General features: G+C 34.4%; 14 protein-coding genes. 3 read left to right on the top strand and 11 right to left on the bottom strand.

Features of this window, described 5'->3' with window-relative positions:
• Positions 1-11 precede the first annotated feature (11 nt).
• Genes FCN74_RS10300 through FCN74_RS10290 form a run of 3 tightly spaced genes read left to right on the top strand, consistent with a single transcriptional unit; the run spans position 12 to position 2,029 of the window.
• The gene (locus FCN74_RS10300; RefSeq protein ID WP_317128795.1) at positions 12-716 is read left to right on the top strand and encodes an alpha/beta hydrolase; all 705 of its coding nucleotides are present in this window, start codon (positions 12-14) and stop codon (positions 714-716) included.
• Positions 703-1,644 carry a lytic transglycosylase domain-containing protein gene (locus tag FCN74_RS10295; protein ID WP_138932514.1) on the top strand — a complete coding sequence of 314 codons (942 nt, stop codon included), beginning with the start codon at positions 703-705 and terminating at the stop codon, positions 1,642-1,644. Before FCN74_RS10300 ends, FCN74_RS10295 begins: the two co-directional genes overlap by 14 nt.
• 16 nt (positions 1,645-1,660) lie before the next feature.
• Positions 1,661-2,029, top strand: coding sequence for a sulfite exporter TauE/SafE family protein (locus FCN74_RS10290; RefSeq protein ID WP_138932513.1), 369 nt, complete (start codon positions 1,661-1,663; stop codon positions 2,027-2,029).
• Between the two features lie 86 nt (positions 2,030-2,115).
• Here the strand turns inward: FCN74_RS10290 and groL are convergent, their stop codons facing one another.
• From groL to FCN74_RS10235, 11 genes are all read right to left on the bottom strand, one after another.
• Positions 2,116-3,765 (bottom strand): chaperonin GroEL, encoded by a 1,650-nt coding sequence (groL, locus tag FCN74_RS10285; protein ID WP_138932512.1) that lies wholly within the window; start codon positions 3,763-3,765, stop codon positions 2,116-2,118.
• Between the two features lie 26 nt (positions 3,766-3,791).
• A complete protein-coding gene (locus tag FCN74_RS10280) occupies positions 3,792-4,067 on the bottom strand; it encodes a co-chaperone GroES (protein WP_138932511.1) in 276 nt (91 codons plus the stop codon).
• A gap of 132 nt (positions 4,068-4,199) precedes the next feature.
• Positions 4,200-4,550 (bottom strand): preprotein translocase subunit SecG, encoded by a 351-nt coding sequence (gene secG / locus FCN74_RS10275; RefSeq protein WP_138932510.1) that lies wholly within the window; start codon positions 4,548-4,550, stop codon positions 4,200-4,202.
• A 1-nt stretch (position 4,551) separates the two neighbouring features.
• Entirely contained in the window at positions 4,552-5,289 is a 738-nt protein-coding gene (locus FCN74_RS10270; RefSeq protein WP_138932509.1) for a hypothetical protein, read from the bottom strand.
• 3 nt (positions 5,290-5,292) lie between these two features.
• Positions 5,293-5,799 carry an LptE family protein gene (locus FCN74_RS10265; protein WP_138932651.1) on the bottom strand — a complete coding sequence of 169 codons (507 nt, stop codon included), beginning with the start codon at positions 5,797-5,799 and terminating at the stop codon, positions 5,293-5,295.
• A 1-nt stretch (position 5,800) separates the two neighbouring features.
• Positions 5,801-7,084 carry a sigma 54-interacting transcriptional regulator gene (locus tag FCN74_RS10260; protein ID WP_138932508.1) on the bottom strand — a complete coding sequence of 428 codons (1,284 nt, stop codon included), beginning with the start codon at positions 7,082-7,084 and terminating at the stop codon, positions 5,801-5,803.
• A gap of 3 nt (positions 7,085-7,087) precedes the next feature.
• The gene (gene miaB / locus FCN74_RS10255) at positions 7,088-8,533 is read right to left on the bottom strand and encodes a tRNA (N6-isopentenyl adenosine(37)-C2)-methylthiotransferase MiaB (protein ID WP_138932507.1); all 1,446 of its coding nucleotides are present in this window, start codon (positions 8,531-8,533) and stop codon (positions 7,088-7,090) included.
• A 75-nt stretch (positions 8,534-8,608) separates the two neighbouring features.
• A complete protein-coding gene (locus tag FCN74_RS10250) occupies positions 8,609-9,511 on the bottom strand; it encodes a GyrI-like domain-containing protein (protein ID WP_138932506.1) in 903 nt (300 codons plus the stop codon).
• Positions 9,504-10,847, bottom strand: a complete 1,344-nt coding sequence (locus tag FCN74_RS10245; protein WP_138932505.1) for a vanadium-dependent haloperoxidase — start codon at positions 10,845-10,847, stop codon at positions 9,504-9,506. Before FCN74_RS10245 ends, FCN74_RS10250 begins: the two co-directional genes overlap by 8 nt.
• A 5-nt stretch (positions 10,848-10,852) precedes the next feature.
• Positions 10,853-14,119, bottom strand: coding sequence for a VCBS repeat-containing protein (locus FCN74_RS10240; protein WP_138932650.1), 3,267 nt, complete (start codon positions 14,117-14,119; stop codon positions 10,853-10,855).
• Positions 14,085-17,426, bottom strand: a complete 3,342-nt coding sequence (locus FCN74_RS10235) for a VCBS repeat-containing protein (protein WP_138932504.1) — start codon at positions 17,424-17,426, stop codon at positions 14,085-14,087. Before FCN74_RS10235 ends, FCN74_RS10240 begins: the two co-directional genes overlap by 35 nt.
• Between the last annotated feature and the right edge of the window lie 38 nt (positions 17,427-17,464).

Here is a 17,464-nt window from a genome sequence, read left to right as displayed (position 1 = left end):
TATTTTCAGTTGTGTTAGAGTCATCGCTTAATAAATATCAAGTTTATATGATGCCTGGAATGGCGGCAAACCCTTCAATTTTTGAGCATATAAAACTCGATAATTCTCGCTTTGACACCCATTGGTTAAGTTGGCAAATTCCAATTGAAGGTGAAAGCATTCAAGATTATGCTCAACGAATGTTAAGCCATATCAAACACGAAAAACCAATTTTAATTGGTGTCTCTTTTGGCGGCGTCTTAGTTCAGGAAATCGCAAAACTGATTGAAGTTGAACGCCTTATTATCATATCAAGTGTAAAACAAAGTTTAGAGATACCTAAACATATGAAATTAGCGCGAGAAACAGGGGTTTATAAATATTTGCCTTTTGGTTTACTTAATTATATCAATGAAATTGAAAAACTACCTGTTGGGAATATCATTAGAAAACGACTGAAGCTCTACAAACAATATTTGTCAGTCAACGATAAAGTTTACTTAGATTGGGCAGTTAAGGAAATGGTGTGCTGGAATCAGAATGAACCTATGGAAAATGTAATTCATATTCATGGGGACATGGACAAGGTTTTTTCAATTAAAAATATAAAACAATGTATTATTGTGAAAGATGGGACTCATATTATGATTTTAAACCGTTTTAGGTGGTTTAATGAACATTTACCAGAACTTATAGAACACGGAATAATAAAAGAAAAAAACAATGTTGAAAACTAATATTTTTTACAAAACGATTTTTGGAGTGGGCTTAATAACCATATTGAGCCTAGGCTATGCTTTCATCAGTCAAAATGAAGTTAAAACAAACCCTAAACTGGACAGTCCAGAAAAAACATTTGAAAACAACTACAATGTTTTTTCACTCGAAGTGCCAAAGTCTATGAATTTTGCCGGTGAACCAGTGCCTTTAAACCAACCGGATATTTACGAACGCATGGATAGAGAACTTTTAGTCAATACATATTGGCAGTCTAATGGAATTCTCTTAATAAAACGTGCAAAGAAGTATTTCCCCGTTATAGAACCTATTCTCAAGACCAATGGTGTTCCTGATGATTTCAAATATCTTGCTGTTGCAGAAAGTGGATTAACCCCAATTGTATCTCCAGCAGGGGCGACAGGGTTTTGGCAAATCATGAAGTCTACGGCAAGAGAATACGGTTTAGAGGTTAACAGTAATGTTGACGAGCGCTATCACATCGAAAAAGCAACGCAAGTCGCTTGCGACTATTTAAAAGAGGCTAAAGAAAAATTTGGTACCTGGACACTCGCTGCCGCTTCGTATAATGCCGGTATGGCTGGTATTTCAAACCAAATGGAACGTCAGAAAGCTGCGGGCTACTACAATTTACTCTTAAATGAGGAAACTGAGCGTTACGTATTTAGAATATTAGCTCTTAAAGAGATTTTGGGTCATCCTGAAAAATACGCTTTCAATATTGAAGAAAGTCATCTTTACAAGCAAATAGAAACCAAAACTATAGAAGTGGATACTCCAATTACTGATATTCCTGATTTTGCTGATACTTTTGGATTAAACTATAAACAGTTTAAAATACACAATCCTTGGTTGAGAGATAACTATCTAGTCAACCGATCAAGGAAAGTCTATCAAATAAAAATACCTATTAAAAACCAATATTAACTCTAGATTTCTGCACATGAATTTAACGATTATTTTATTTTTAGTTATCATAGGAATATTATCAGGATTTTTAAGTGGCATGATGGGTGTAGGAGGTGGAGTTATCATGGTGCCACTCATGGTCTTTTTGTTAGGTTTTTCACAACATGAAGCACAAGGAACAAGTTTAGCTGTTTTAGCAGTACCAGTCACCTTCTTGGCTGCTTACAATTATCATATGGAAGAAGGATTGAACTGGAAATATGCATTAATTATAGCGGTGTCTTTTGTTGTTGGAGGCTATTTAGGTTCAAAACTAGCCGTGAATATTGGTGATCTTCTTTTGAAACGTATTTTTGGAGTTATAATGCTTATTGCTTCCATTAAACTGATTTTCTTTAAATAATACGATATAACTTATTTTACAGAATATTTGTTATAAAAAAACCGCCTCAATTTGAGACGGTTTTATTCAAATTTTGTTGATATTTATTACATCATGCCTGGCATGCCGCCACCACCCATTGGAGGCATACCGCCACCACCAGCTGGAGCACCACCGTCATCATCTTCTTCAATTTCAGTTAAGGCACATTCTGTGGTTAAAATCATACCAGAGACTGAAGCTGCATTTTCTAAAGCTACTCGAGTCACTTTTTTAGGATCAATTATTCCCTCTCCAAACATATCGACGTAACTCTCAGATTTGGCATCATAGCCTTGATTGCCCTCTTTAACTTTGTTTATAACTACAGAGCCTTCTCCACCTGCGTTTTCAACAATAGTCCTCAAGGGTGATTCAATCGCTTTTGCTACAATTTGGATACCCGTAGCTTGATCTGCATTTGCACTTTCTAAGTCTTTAATCACGTCTAATGCTCTTACTAAAGCGACACCACCACCAGCGACAATACCTTCTTCTACAGCAGCTCTCGTCGCATGTAAAGCATCGTCTACACGATCTTTCTTTTCTTTCATTTCAACTTCAGAAGCAGCCCCAACGTAGAGTACAGCTACACCACCAGCCAATTTGGCTAATCTTTCCTGAAGCTTTTCTTTATCGTAATCACTTGTAGTGGTTTCAATTTGAGATTTAATCTGATTGACGCGATTTTTTATGTCATCTTCATTTCCGCTTCCATTCACTATTGTCGTGTTATCTTTATCAATAGCTACTTTTTCAGCAGTACCTAGCATATCTAAGGTTGCGTTTTCAAGTGTAAATCCGCGCTCTTCAGATATAACTGTTCCACCGGTTAATATGGCTATATCTTCCAACATAGCTTTTCTTCTGTCACCAAAACCAGGCGCTTTAACCGCAGCAATTTTTAGTGATCCTCTAAGTTTATTCACAACTAAAGTTGCCAAAGCTTCACCTTCAATATCTTCAGCAATGATTAATAATGGTTTTCCACTTTGGGCTGCGGGCTCTAAAACCGGCATTAAATCTTTCATAGTAGAAATTTTCTTGTCTACTATAAGAATATAAGGATCTTCGAGATCGGTTGTCATTTTTTCACTATCTGTCACGAAGTATGGCGAAAGATAGCCTCTATCAAATTGCATCCCTTCAACGACATCAACGTAAGTTTCTGTTCCTTTAGCTTCTTCAACGGTGATTACGCCTTCTTTGCCTACTTTTTCAAATGCTTGTGCAATCAAATCCCCAACAACATCATCGTTGTTTGCTGAGATAGAAGCCACTTGTTTAATTTTGTCTGAAGAATCACCAACTTCTACAGCTTGCTTGGCTAAGTTTTCGGTTATCAAACTTACCGCCATATCAATTCCTCTTTTAAGCTCCATAGGATTAGCCCCAGCTGCAACATTTTTTAAACCTTCTTTAACGATAGCTTGAGCTAAAACAGTTGCCGTAGTTGTTCCATCACCTGCCAAATCATTGGTCTTAGAAGCGACTTCCTTAACCATCTGAGCACCCATATTTTCTAAAGCATCTTTTAACTCGATTTCTTTAGCGACGGTTACACCATCCTTTGTAACGGTTGGGGCTCCAAATGATTTTGAGATAATCACATTTCTACCCTTAGGTCCTAAAGTTACTTTTACCGCATTAGCGAGCTTGTCTACACCACTTTTGATGCCATTTCTCGCTTCAATATTGTATCTAATGTCTTTTGCCATTTTTCTATTATTTTAAAATTATTAATTTATACTATTGCTAAAATATCGTCTTCTCTTATCATCAAATAATCCTCGCCTTCAAGCTTTAGTTCAGTGCCAGAATATTTACCATATAAAACTGTATCACCAACTTTAACCGTCATGTCATGGTCTTTTTTGCCTTTTCCTACGGCGACTACCTTGCCTTGTTGAGGTTTTTCTTTTGCAGAATCAGGTATTATTATACCAGAAGCAGTTTTAGTTTCAGCTTCTTGTGGCTCCACAAGAACGCGATCAGATAATGGTTGAATTTTTAATGCCATTGTATTAAAATTTAAGTTATACTTACCAACTAATCCCTAAAATTATGCCACCCTATCAATACTGACATTTTGGTAAAAAAAAATGCCAGCTTGTCACAAGCTGGCATTATACAGTATTTATAGTATTAATAATTATTGAGGAGACCCATTTTCATCAGTTGGCAATGTTGGTATATTATCTGAAGGTGTTTCAGTTTGGGTTTCTGTAGGGTTGTCAGTTTTTAAAATTTTTGAATCTGAAGTCTTATTAGACATAATGCTGACATTTGATAGTAAAACCAATACCAAGAGCAAAGTGGCTAAAACCCAAGTACTTTTATCTAAAAAGTCTGAAGTTTGTTTAACACCGCCAATCTGCTGAGATCCACCACCACCAAAAGATGAAGATAAACCGCCACCTTTTGGATTTTGAACCATAATCACTAAAACCAGTAAAAAGGCTACAATTATGATCAGGAAAAGAAATATTGTAAACGTACTCATATCATTTATTTTCTTGTAATGTTTTAATCATTTTAATTTGGTCTGCAAAGAAACCACTTTTTTTGGGATTATTCAAAATTAATATGTTATAAGCTTCAATTGCCTTCTCATATTTTTTTTGTTCGAGGTAAATTTTAGCCAAAGTCTCAGTCATCATTTCTTGGCTAGGTTTTGTCTTTACTGAAACTTTGCTTGATGAATCAGATTTGTCTGCTTGTTTAATTTTAGGATTTTCTTTTATGAATTTATCAATCAGTGCTTCTTTTTTTTGTTTTTTTGGATCAGTTTTTTGTTTTTGCTCCTCTTGATTTTGTTCAAGCGGCTGAAGTCTAGTTAAGTTAAGCCATTCGTAAAAACTGTGTTTTTCGCTATTAGTTTTAGATTTTTGTGCCGCTTTTTTAAATAGATTAGGGTCATTAATCTGTTTTGCTTCATCCTCAGAAATGCCTAAATCATTTTTTTCTCGATGCTTTGTTATGGTCTGTACGGCTTTTTGTTGTGCTTCGAGGTCTTGATTTATAAAATCAAAAAGTATACGTCTGTCTGCAGTATGTAAAGCTGCAAGCCTCAAATAGCGTTTAAATTCAAAACTATCTTCAGTATGGAGTATTTTTAAGTGAAGCGCTTGAGCAGCTTGAAAGTAAGGGTAGTTGATAGCTAGTTTTTTAAACTCCATTTCATCAGAGGCTTGAAGGGTTTCTGGGGTTTTTATTTTTGAAGTGAGTTCGCCAATTTCCATAAATTACCAATCTGTAAGCGATTCGTTAAATACGTCTTGTGTGATTCTTAAAAATATTTCGTTGATGGCTTCATCTCTAACAGAACCTACCAATTGGCTGTTAGCATCAAAATCAAAATAAAATGAGAATTTTTTTTCAAAATCTTTTTCGGTATCTAAAGTATTGAAAAAACGTACATTTACTGCAATAGTTAATCGTTGTTGTGCTGCTCTTTCATCAGACGTTGCCGTCATAGGAGCGACATAATATTGCGTGATTTCACCTTCATAAATTAAGTCGCCGTTAGAGTTGGTCAATCCCAGATTAGTTTGGTTTTGAATCAAATCTTGGAGGGCTAAAGTAAATTGTCTATCAATGCCTGGTTCAACAATAGGAGCAACATTTTGAAAGAAATTAACTTGAAAGGTTTCGGCATTTCCAGTGTCTGCACCCGTAAAAGAATACGCACCACAACCTATGCAGAATCCAATCAAGACAACACTTATTACTTTACAGAGTTTGGTAACCATTTTATGATAGATCATACTGTTTTATTTTGCGATAAAGGGTGCGTTCGCTGATACCGAGTTCTTCAGCCGCTGGTTTTCGTCTGCCTTGATGGCGTTCAAGTGATTTTTTAATGAGTTCTAATTCTTTATCCTGTAAAGATAAGGTTTCTTCTTCCTCAATATCTTCAGCAAAATCATAATTGTCTTGATGTGGTTCTAAAGCTTGAGTTGGCTTTTTTTCGGGTACTTGCAGGATTTCTAGTTCTTGTTCGTCAGTGAGGTTTCTTTCGGTATCACTGGTTTCAAAGTCTTCTTCATTTTTACCATAAATCTTATTAATGAGATTTTGGTTTTCTTTTTTTACCTCTGTATTATCATCAGACTTTATGAGTTCTAAAGTCAATTTTTTTAAATCACCAAGGTCGCGTTTCATATCAAACAAAACTTTGTATAAAATTTCTCTTTCGTTACTGAAGTCAGCGTTATCATTTTTCTGTTCAACTACTGAAGGTAAATTGTTTCCAGAATCCGGTAAATATTGAAATAAAGTTTGAGCATCAACCTCGCGATTGGTTTCTAAGACTGAGAGTTGCTCCGTTACGTTTCTTAATTGTCTAATATTACCTTGCCATCTGCAATTGAGGAGTTGTTTTACAGCATCATCTGTCAACCTTAGGGTTGGCATTTTGTATTTCAGTGCAAAATCGGAAGCAAATTTTCTGAATAAGAGATGAATATCATCTTTGCGCTCCCTAAGTGGCGGTAAGTGGATTTCTACAGTGCTTAAACGATAATATAAATCTTCTCTAAATTTTTCTTTTTTAATGGCTTCAGTCATGTTGACATTTGTCGCAGCTACAATTCTGACATTGGTTTTTTGCACTTTTGAGGAGCCAACTTTTAAAAATTCACCATTTTCTAAAACCCTTAATAATCTAACTTGAGTTGTTAAGGGCAATTCACCAACTTCATCCAGAAAGATGGTTCCGCCATCAGCTTCTTGAAAATAACCATCACGAGACTGACTAGCGCCGGTAAATGCACCTTTCTCGTGACCAAATAGTTCACTGTCTATGGTGCCTTCCGGAATAGCACCACAATTAACAGCAATATATTTGCTATGTTTACGATGTGAAAGCGAATGAATGATTTTAGGTAAACTCTCTTTACCCACACCGCTTTCGCCAGTGACTAAAACCGAAATATCAGTCGGAGCAACACGAATTGATTTTTCAATTGCACGATTAAGACCTTCATCGTTACCAATGATTTCAAAACGTTGTTTGATAGCTTGAACAGTCTCCATGTTTTATTGATTTTTTGAATAACCAACAGCTTCACCTAATAATGTTGCACTTGTGCAATCATTAATTTTAACCATTACAAAATCACCAATTTTATAATTTTCTTTTGGGAAAACGACCATGGTGTTTTGGGTATTACGTCCTGCCCAATGCTGGTCTGATTTCTTAGACTCCTTTTCAATCAAGATTTCTTCGACTTTTCCAAGGTGTTGTTGTGTACGATATAAAGAGTGTTTTTGTTGAAGAGCTATAATTTCTTGTAATCGTCTTTTTTTGACCTTTTCCGGGACATCGTCTTCAAGTTTTCTTTCAGCCATCGTGCCAGGTCGTTCAGAGTATGCAAACATAAAACCAAAATCGTATTTAACATATTCCATTAGTGATAGTGTGTCTTGGTGGTCTTCTTCTGTTTCTGTTGGAAAACCAGCAATCATGTCTTGAGATATACCACAATCAGGAATAATTTTTCTGATATTATCTATCAGGTTGATATATTCTTCTCGCGTATGTAAGCGATTCATGGCTTTTAATATTCTATTACTTCCACTTTGTACTGGTAGATGAATATAGTTACAAATGTTCTTATGTTTTGCCATGCTTTCTATGACATCCATAGTCATGTCTTGCGGATTGGATGTTGAGAAACGAATACGCATTTTGGGCTGAGCTTGAGCAACCATGTCCAAAAGTTTAGCAAAATTGACGGCTGTAGCTTGCTGCATCGGGCTAGCTTTCTTAAAATCCTTTTTCAGTCCACCGCCATACCATAAATAGCTATCCACATTTTGGCCGAGTAAGGTAATTTCTTTGTAGCCTTTGTTCCATAAATCGTTAACTTCCTCGATAATACTTTGCGGGTCACGAGAACGTTCACGGCCACGTGTAAATGGCACTACACAGAATGTACACATATTATCACAGCCTCTTGTGATGGATACAAACGCCGATATGCCATTGCTCCGTAACCTTACCGGTGATACATCGGCGTAGGTTTCTTCTTTGGATAAAATCACATTGACGGCACTTTGACCACCTTCTACCTCTTCTAATAAATTGGGTAAATCTTTATAAGCATCCGGACCTACGACAAGGTCAACAATTTTTTCTTCTTCTAGAAATTTACTTTTCAGGCGTTCAGCCATACAGCCAAGCACACCAACTTTCATTTGATTGTTGTGTTTTTTGACGGCATTAAATTTTTCTAAGCGTTTTCTTACAGTTTGCTCTGCTTTGTCGCGAATAGAACAAGTATTGACCAATACTAAATCGGCATCTTCTAAGGTTTGAGTGGTGTTATAGCCATTTTCTGAAAGAATAGAGGCGACGATTTCGCTGTCGCTAAAATTCATTTGACAGCCATAACTTTCAATGTATAAATTTTTGGTATTTCTCTTGTCTTTAGACTTTACTAAAGTTTCGCCTTGCTTGGTTTCATCAATAATCTTTTCCATGTGTGGCTTTTGGATTTTTGCAAAGATACGAGGTCTTGAGTTTCTGACAAAGTGTCACTTGTTAATCTTAAAGATTTATTCTTTGATTGGCATGTAGATTTCTGTTTTCCAATTTCTGTCTTCTCTTCCATACATTGGATTATTATGAAAAACTTCAATGGGCTTGCTGTTTAGTTCTATATTCTTCTTTTCAGCATAATGTAATAATTTATACCACGCTCTATCTGAAGAAATATAATTGCCATGGTAAATGGCTTTAATTGATTTCTGAGACTTTATTGTTTTATACTTGATCTTGGGATGCTTTGGCAAGCTGTCTATCTCTACAATTGGAAAACAAAAATTAAAATAGATACTATCTTTTTTCTTATCCCATTTTGTGATTTCTACCATAGGATTGCCCTGCAATTCAATTTTGTTTTTAAGAAGTTCTGTACTTAAATAGTTGTAACTTTTCATCATCTCATTGGCCTTTAGCATTTGCTCTGTTTGAAACGAAAGGTATGCGCAATACACTTCCGGAGACACTGCTTCTCCAATAATTTTTACATCATGACTCTCTAAGTGGCTTTGAAGCAAAGTCATAAAATCGTGAATATTGTCTTTAGATCTCTGTTTTAGTTTAGTGTTTTTAAAGATATGGGATATTCTATTAGAAATATTGCTTTTAGAACCAGTGATATTCACGGTAACTTTAGTTAAAGAATCATGTTTGTTATCAAGTATCCAATTATAAGTATAAGAATCATCGTTATAATTAAAATTTTGCTTGATGTTGTTTAAAGAATTGCTTTCAATAATTTTTGAGTTATCTAAGGACTTTACCCATAATTTTAATGATTGATTTATTGTGCCGGGTAAAGTTTTGGACTCAAAAGTAACCCTATAGTCATAAGGTTTTGTAAAATACCAAACACCTAAAACTATAACAGCAATTAAAGCAGTTAATGTAAAATACCGCAGAATCTTTTTATTCATTTATAGTTTGGATGTTTTCAATGACATAATTACCAAGATCTATGCCTTGTGTCGCCCCAACTTCTACTGCAACTCTGTAGTGAATGCCACCATACATTCTACTGATTGTTGCTTCTGCTGCTGCGTCTTTAAAAGAGTCAAAACTTCGCACTGGTAGGCCGTATTTAACTTCAGTATCATCATCGAATTGAAAATTCTCGCCGAATATATCAGTTAGCGCTATTGAGGCAGCATTAGAAACCACAGAATGCCCACTGGTATATTCTGGAAATGGAGGCGTTTGTAAAATGGGTTTCCAGTTGTCATTAAAATATTTATTTATTAGTGTTTCTGGTCTTACTAAATCGCTTCGGTATTTTTCATCCCAGCAACTGATAAAGGCATCAAAAATTGCAATAGAGGTGAGGGTATAAGCATGAAGTGTTTCGGCTATATTGTAATTACTTTTTTTAGACGCTATTTTGGTAATTCCAATCCAATGTGCACCTGGGGTTATTTTTTTTGTAGCAAACATTAAATGTCCTCTTGTTACTGATACATAAGGGTTACAGTCCCAAAACTGAGCGATTTCAATTTCTTCAGAATCATCTCCATCTTTGGTGATTTTATTACTGATGTCATAGACTTCTCTTACTTCTTTATAAAAATCTGTGCCTTCTTCCATTGAAAATTCAGGAGGTGGAGCGGGTTTAAACTGACTGGCAGAATCTAAAACCAGAGGTCTTATTTTGTTCCAGTGCGGCTCTATACCATCCATATAAGCAGGTGGTGTAGGTTGCCATTTTGAAATATCTTCTGTGTCTATACTGTATTTAGACATGGTTCTCGTTTCTTTGTAGTTATCCTTATCCATCCATTGTGAAATATGTTCTGACACCTGCAGGGCATAGTCTTTTGAGTTTTCGAAAACCGTTTTATTTTGGTCTTCCAACTTGAGGTATAGACTGTCTCTAAAACTTTCCATCATTGCTTCAGAAAAAATAAGCTTTTTACTTAAATCCATATGGGCAATTAAGGCTGAAAGTTCATAGTTGATATCTTCTGGATTATTTGGCTTAGGGATGTTTTGAAACCCGTTAAGTTGATTGCTTAAAGATTTAAATTTTCCCTCTTTTAGTGAGATAATTTCATAAGCAGCAATGTTAGGGTATACAAATACACGACTGGCAACAGGTGGTGAGAAAATATCATGCACCATAATATCTACAACCTTATCAATAGACTTGTGAAAATGATCTGGCGTGATGACAATAGGCTCTTTTTTTTGACATGAGCTTGCCAAAACAATCAAAAAAATGATAACCGAGTGGGTAATAAATTTACCTGTTTTATACATTACATTTAAAATTTATAAATTTCAACTTTATTGTTATTTGTTGTTACCATAAGGTAAGATTTTTTATCCATCTTAATAATACTTAAATGCCTTATTTCTTTTTTTAAGAAATTTAGACCTATTTTTGGGCCTAAATTTATTGAATTAATGTCATTAATCAAAGCACCGGAAAAAGCGTCCAACCTTCCGTGATAAGGGGTTAAGCCAAAGTAATTACCACCTAAAAGTATGCTATTACTACCATTGTTGTTAAAATCATACTTCAAAAAGGATGTCACTGGTGCAACTTGTAAAATATTTTTAAAAGGCATAAATTTAAATTGACCATCATCGTTTGCAAGATAGCCCGATTTGAGTTCATTTACTTCTAATACTTTTGCTTTATCTATCATATTTTTACTTAAAACACTTTCGATAGACTGACCGGCAAATGACTTATAAGTAGTAAACTTTTTCTTTAAAAACACCAGTTGACTTGCTAACTCATCTAAACCGGCAATAGGGTAATAATTGCCGTCTTTAGCGGTACACACAATTGTTTCGGTTTGGCCGTTATTATCAAAATCAGCATAATACATTTTCATGGGATAGTCGTCTGATGCTGAAAATTTTGTATTAGTACCCCAATTGCCCAGAATATAATCGGTATCGCCGTCATTATCTATATCAAAAGGCTGAATGGCTTGCCAAAGCCCGTTGAGGTCTCCTGGTAAATTGACTTCCTCAAAATTTTTACCGTTGTTTTTAAACAATTTAGGACTCATCCATTCGCCGATGACTATCAAATCTTTTAGCCCATCACTATCAAAATCTTCCCAAACTGCATCGGTCACCATACCAAGTTTTTCAAATGGATTGGGGTCAAGCACTGAAAATATGCCTTTGTCATTGACCAAAATATAGGAATCTGGTATATTTCCAAAATCGTTGGTAATCGTGTAATTCCCAACAAAAATATCTAAATCTCCGTCTTCGTCAAAGTCGTAAGGTTCTAGGGTTGAATTATTATTGTATAATTCTGGTGTGCTTTCCTTAACAAAAGTGGTATCTTTCAACGTATAATAGCTATCTAATAATGGTTTTGATGGTGGTTGAAAATCATTCCCAGCAGAGCCTACAAACAATTCGTTTTTACCATCATTGTTAAAGTCATCTATGGCAGCAGAAACTTCTTCTTTTATAGAATCTTTCAGAATGTTGTTGAATTCTTTAGATACATAACTTGTATCTCTTTGAATATAAACATGAGACCTCTTAAATTTTGAGCCACCAAAAAAAATATCTTTTTTGCCATCATTGTTTAAATCACCAATAGCAACAGCCGGCCCTTTGTTGGATAATTGATAAGGAATCAATTTATGTCTGGCAAAATCTTTATAGCTATCTTCAGTGTGAGTGAAGTCTATACCTAAGTTACCTTCAACTTTACTAAAAATAGTTTTGGTTTCTTTACTTTGATTTTTTACTGGAATAGTATGGTTAGGTTTAACAGTAATCGTCTGGTTTGTAGGTAAGTCTTTTATAATTTGATAGGTATTATCGGGCCAAATAATTTTTAAAGAATCAATTTTTTTACTATCGCCAAAGCCAAAATGAATCATAGGCTCTGAAGAAGCTTGATAACCTCTGCAAGTGTAATTTTCTTTGAATTGCAATTTATTGTCTGTATAGGCATAAACTTTAGCACCAATAGCAGATGTGTTGGGTTTTGGGTAAAGTAGATTTACTTTTAGATATCTGGATTTTGAATTAGTTTGGTTTTCTAAAATGCTAGCCGTTTCATTCAGGTTGTTTATGACAATGTCTAGATCACCATCGTTGTCTAAGTCACCTAATGCCATTGCGGTTGAGACATTGGCTTTATTGTGATCTACCCAGGATTGAGATTTATTTTCAAAAGTGAGATCACCATTTCCTTTAAAGATGTAGTTAGCTACTTTTCCAGAGGGCATTTTAGATAATGCTTTTTGATCAACTAAATTGGTTTTATCAATTTTATTTTTAATCTGATCACTTGATATAAAATTGATGTAATCTAAGTCGTTAGGTCTTCTTATAATTCCATTTGTGATGTACAGGTCTTGTTCTCCATCTTGATTAAAATCTGCAAATAAAGCACTCCAACTCCAGTCTGTAGCGGCAACACCACTTAAAAGCCCAATTTCTTTAAAATCACCATTTTTTTGGTTGATTTGGAGCATATTTCTTGAGTACTGGTTGTAATATCCATAATTTTCAATTCTGATTTTTTCCAGTTGGTAATCTTCATCATCGACAGAAGACTTTAGAACTTTTTCATTTTCAGGAAGCATATCTAAAGACAGTAAATCAGGTAAACCATCGTGGTTAATATCACTGACATCGCTTCCCATAGAAAAGCGTGAGGTGTGCCCAAATGAAGACATGAGTTTGTTTGAAAAAGTCCCGTCTCCATTATTAATGTAATAATAATCATCTTCGTGAAAATCGTTTCCTATATAGATATCCGGAAAACCATCTTGATTAAAGTCTGCAACAGAAATCCCTAAGCCATATCCATTTACACCTCCAAAAATCCCAGCTTCTTCACTGACGTCTACAAATTTACCATTGTCATTTCTCAACAATTTATCTCCTGTTTGATAATCTCTCTTATAGCGTACTTCTACTTTACCGTATGATTCTGGTGTATGTGTTGCATGGTTAAGTAAATAAAGATCCAGGTCGCCATCTTTGTCATAATCTAAAAAAGCAGCTGATGAACTATAGGTATCAAAATCCAATCCATATTCTGCAGCAGATTCTGTAAAAGTTTCATCACCATTATTAATGAATAATTCATTATACCCACTGAATCCATTAAGTCCAACAACAGCACAAACATAAATATCTAAGAGACCATCGCCATTAACATCTCCCATAACAGCACCGGTATTCCAGGAACTGTTGCCTTCAATATTGGCTTTATTTGAAATATCTTTAAATTTTAGGTCACCTTGATTTAAATATAATTTATTTTTAACTTGATTGCCGGAAAAGAAAATATCAGGTAGACTATCATTGTTAATGTCACCAACAGCAACACCACCGCCATTATAAAAATACATGTAGTCTAAGATATTGACATCTTCAGTTGGTGTGACTTGATTGGTAAAACTAATATTTGTCTTTTCAGCAGATACAGTTCTAAAAACTACATCGTTTTTTTCTTTGCAAGACCAAAGTAACACCATTGCTATACTTATAAAAAAAGGATATTTAGTTATTAAGTTCAAAAATCTTGGGTTTATCATCATTAATTACTACTAATACATAATTTTTACCAATTTTACTTTTAAATCGGCTGAGGTGTTTAACTTCATTTTTAATAAAAAAACCAGTTTCGGAATAGGCCTGCCATTCAAAATTATTGTTCTTATCATTTAAAAGTACAGAACCATAATTGGCATCGAGTCTGGAAAATTGAGGTTTAAGTTCAAAATTATTACCGCCCGTAATGATATCTTTAAAACCATCTTTATTCACATCTATTACCATAATGCTATTGACTGAAGACAGCTGAGTTCTGGGTGGTAGCTTTTTTATATTAAAGTTACCGTTGCCATTATTTACAGCAATGATAGATTCCATAGTATTAGCTTTTTTAACAATTGTATTGTTAATAATATCTTCTGAAAAAAGTTCATTTATTGTTCTTTTAGCATAATCTGAAGCTTTAAGGTTTTGTTTTTTTAAAGAAACAATTTGATTAGTCAGTTCTTTTTTCATGTGTAGCGGATAGTCTCCATCATTAATAGTTGTTGTACAGATCTGTTCTATAGTACCGTTATTGTCATAATCATTAATCCATAATTTCATAGGATTTTTACGAGTTGCTTTGTACAAAGTATTACTCCCTTGATTCCCTAAAATTAGGTCTAGGTCTCCATCATTATCTATATCAAATGCGGTTACAGTTTTCCACCAGCCGTGATAATCATCTAAAGTCGTATCGAGTTTAGTGAGGTTTCTGCCCGTATTTTTATAAATAGTTGTTGAGCCCCAATCTGATGTTGTAATTAAATCTTTTTTAGAATCACCATCAATATCTTCCCAAATGGCATCTGTGATCATTCCGGCTTTATTTACATCATAAGCGTATCTTTCTGTCGCATCTTGAAAGTAACCATAACCTGTATTTTCTAAGAATAAATGTTCAGGATCTACAGCATAAGTCCCAACCACACTTCTAGAAGCCACAAAAACATCAACATCTCCGTCGTCATCAAAATCATATGGTGCTATGGCAGAAATATTATTGTTGGTGTAGGGCATGTTTTGCTCTGATTTAGAAAAATTTCCTATTCCATCGTTGATATATAAACGAACTTTATAGACTTCCTTGCGATTGACTTCATTACCGCTATTGCCAACCATCAAATCCAAATCACCATCATTATCAGCATCAAAAAAAGCTGCAGCAGTATCTTCTAATTCAATATCATCCTGAAAAACAGGATTTTGTTGAATTTTAAAATTTCCGTTTTGATCATTTATGTAAACAGCTGCCTGTTGATTTTTGCCCCCACCAATAAATAGATCATTAAATCCATCATTGTTAATATCACCTTTTGCAAAAGCCGGTCCTTCTTGTGATACTTTTGATGAAATCAGACCTTCGTGGTCAAAATCGGTGTACACGTTTTCATCGTGAGCTAAGAGGTTGTGAGAGACTTCTTCAAATAACAAATCTTTTTTGTGAGGTGTTTTTGGTGTATAGGTTTCGCTGGCATCCGATTCATTTAAAACCAATTGTTGGTTTGTGGCTACATCTTTAAGTAGTGTAGTTTTACTGCTCGGCCATATCACTCTAATTGAATCTATGGTGTTTACTTTTCCTAAGCCAAAATTAAGCACATAATCCATTGAAGATTGAAAGCCTCTTGAGGGCACTTGTTCTTGTTTAAATACTTTACCGTTAGCGTAAACTTTTATTGAACTGCCAATAGCAAATTTATTGGACTCGGTTCCATTCAGTTTGATCTTTAAATAATGGTTGTCAAGCATTTTATCTGCATTGTTTTGATAAACAAATGAATGCATATTAACATTATTCACAACCAAGTCTAAATCTCCATCATTATCTAAATCACCATAAGCAGCCCCATTAGAGAAACTAGGTTTACTAAATCCCCACTTATCTGTATTATTATTGAAAGTGAGATCTTTGTTGTTTTTGAAAGCATAATTCGGCAAAGGTGTTTGAGGCATTTTTTGAATAATGGAATCTATAGCTTGTTTTTTTCCGGTTAAAGCCATTTTTTGAATAATTTCATTAGCAAAAAAATCTACAAAATCTAAATCTGTTAGATCGTGATTAATACCATTTGTAACATAGATATCTTTATAGCCATCATTATCCATATCAAATATAAGTCCTGCCCAACTCCAGTCTGTTTTTGATATTCCACTAAAGTTAGCAATTTCTGAAAAGCTACCATTTCCATTATTGAGCTGAAGTGTATTTTGAATGTATTGTTGATAAAAGTCTTTACTTTGTTTGAGCTTAAAAACATCATAGCCTTCAAATTCCATCACAGATTTTATTCGCTGATCGGGATCCGGGAGCATATCTGTAATAAAAATATCTGAATGACCATCATTGTTAATATCCTGAATATCTACACCCATCGCAGAGAGGGATAGGTGAGAGGTCCATTTTTTTATTTCTTCACTAAACGTACCATCTTGATTATTAATGTATAAATAGTCGCGCTCATAAAAATCATTAGATATGTAAATATCTGGATACAAGTCATTATTGATATCGGTAATCATGACGCCTAAACCAAATCCAATTAAACTGCCATAAATGCCGGCTTCTTCACTAACATCTACAAATTTACCATTATCATTTCTCAATAGCATATCACCAACACCTCTGAATATATGAGGAACATTTTCCCAATCTTGAGCTCTTTTATCTCTTTGGTGCGCATAGCCTAAACTACTTACAGGGATGTTAGAATTATTTAAAATATAAGCATCTAAATCGCCGTCTTTATCATAGTCGAAAAACGAAGCATGGGTAGAAAAACCTGTTTCGGCGAGGTTGTAGTCTTTTGCTTTTTCTGCAAAGGTTAAGTCGCCGTTATTGATGAATAATTCATTGTCGTGGTTATTGCCTTCCATATTACCGGCATTACTTACATAGATATCTAATAAACCGTCTTGGTTAACATCTGCCATAACTACTCCTGTAGACCATGGTTTATCACCTTGTATTCCAGCTGATTTTGATATGTCTTCAAACTTAAAATCACCTTTATTTAAGTAAAGTTTATTTGGTTTCATATTTGCGGTGAGATAGATATCTGGTAAACCATCATTATTAATATCACCTATTGCAACACCACCACCATTGTAAAAATTACGGTATTTGAAAATATTAAAGTTTTTTTGATTGATAACTTCATTAAAGAATTTTACCCCTGTACTATCAGGGCTTAGCAAAGTAAAAAGTTTATTTTCTATAGGTTTTTTTATCGTATTTGTTTTATATCTACTACATGAGCTTAACATTATAGACAAACAAAAAATGGAAATCAATTTACAATTCATCAAGTATCTTTTAAGTCTATTAATGTTACATTTTTTTC

Source organism: Mesohalobacter halotolerans, assembly GCF_006120725.1.
Classification (GTDB): domain Bacteria; phylum Bacteroidota; class Bacteroidia; order Flavobacteriales; family Flavobacteriaceae; genus Psychroflexus; species Psychroflexus halotolerans.
Note: the sequence above shows the minus strand (reverse complement) of the source record. Positions and strands in the feature narration are given on the sequence as shown.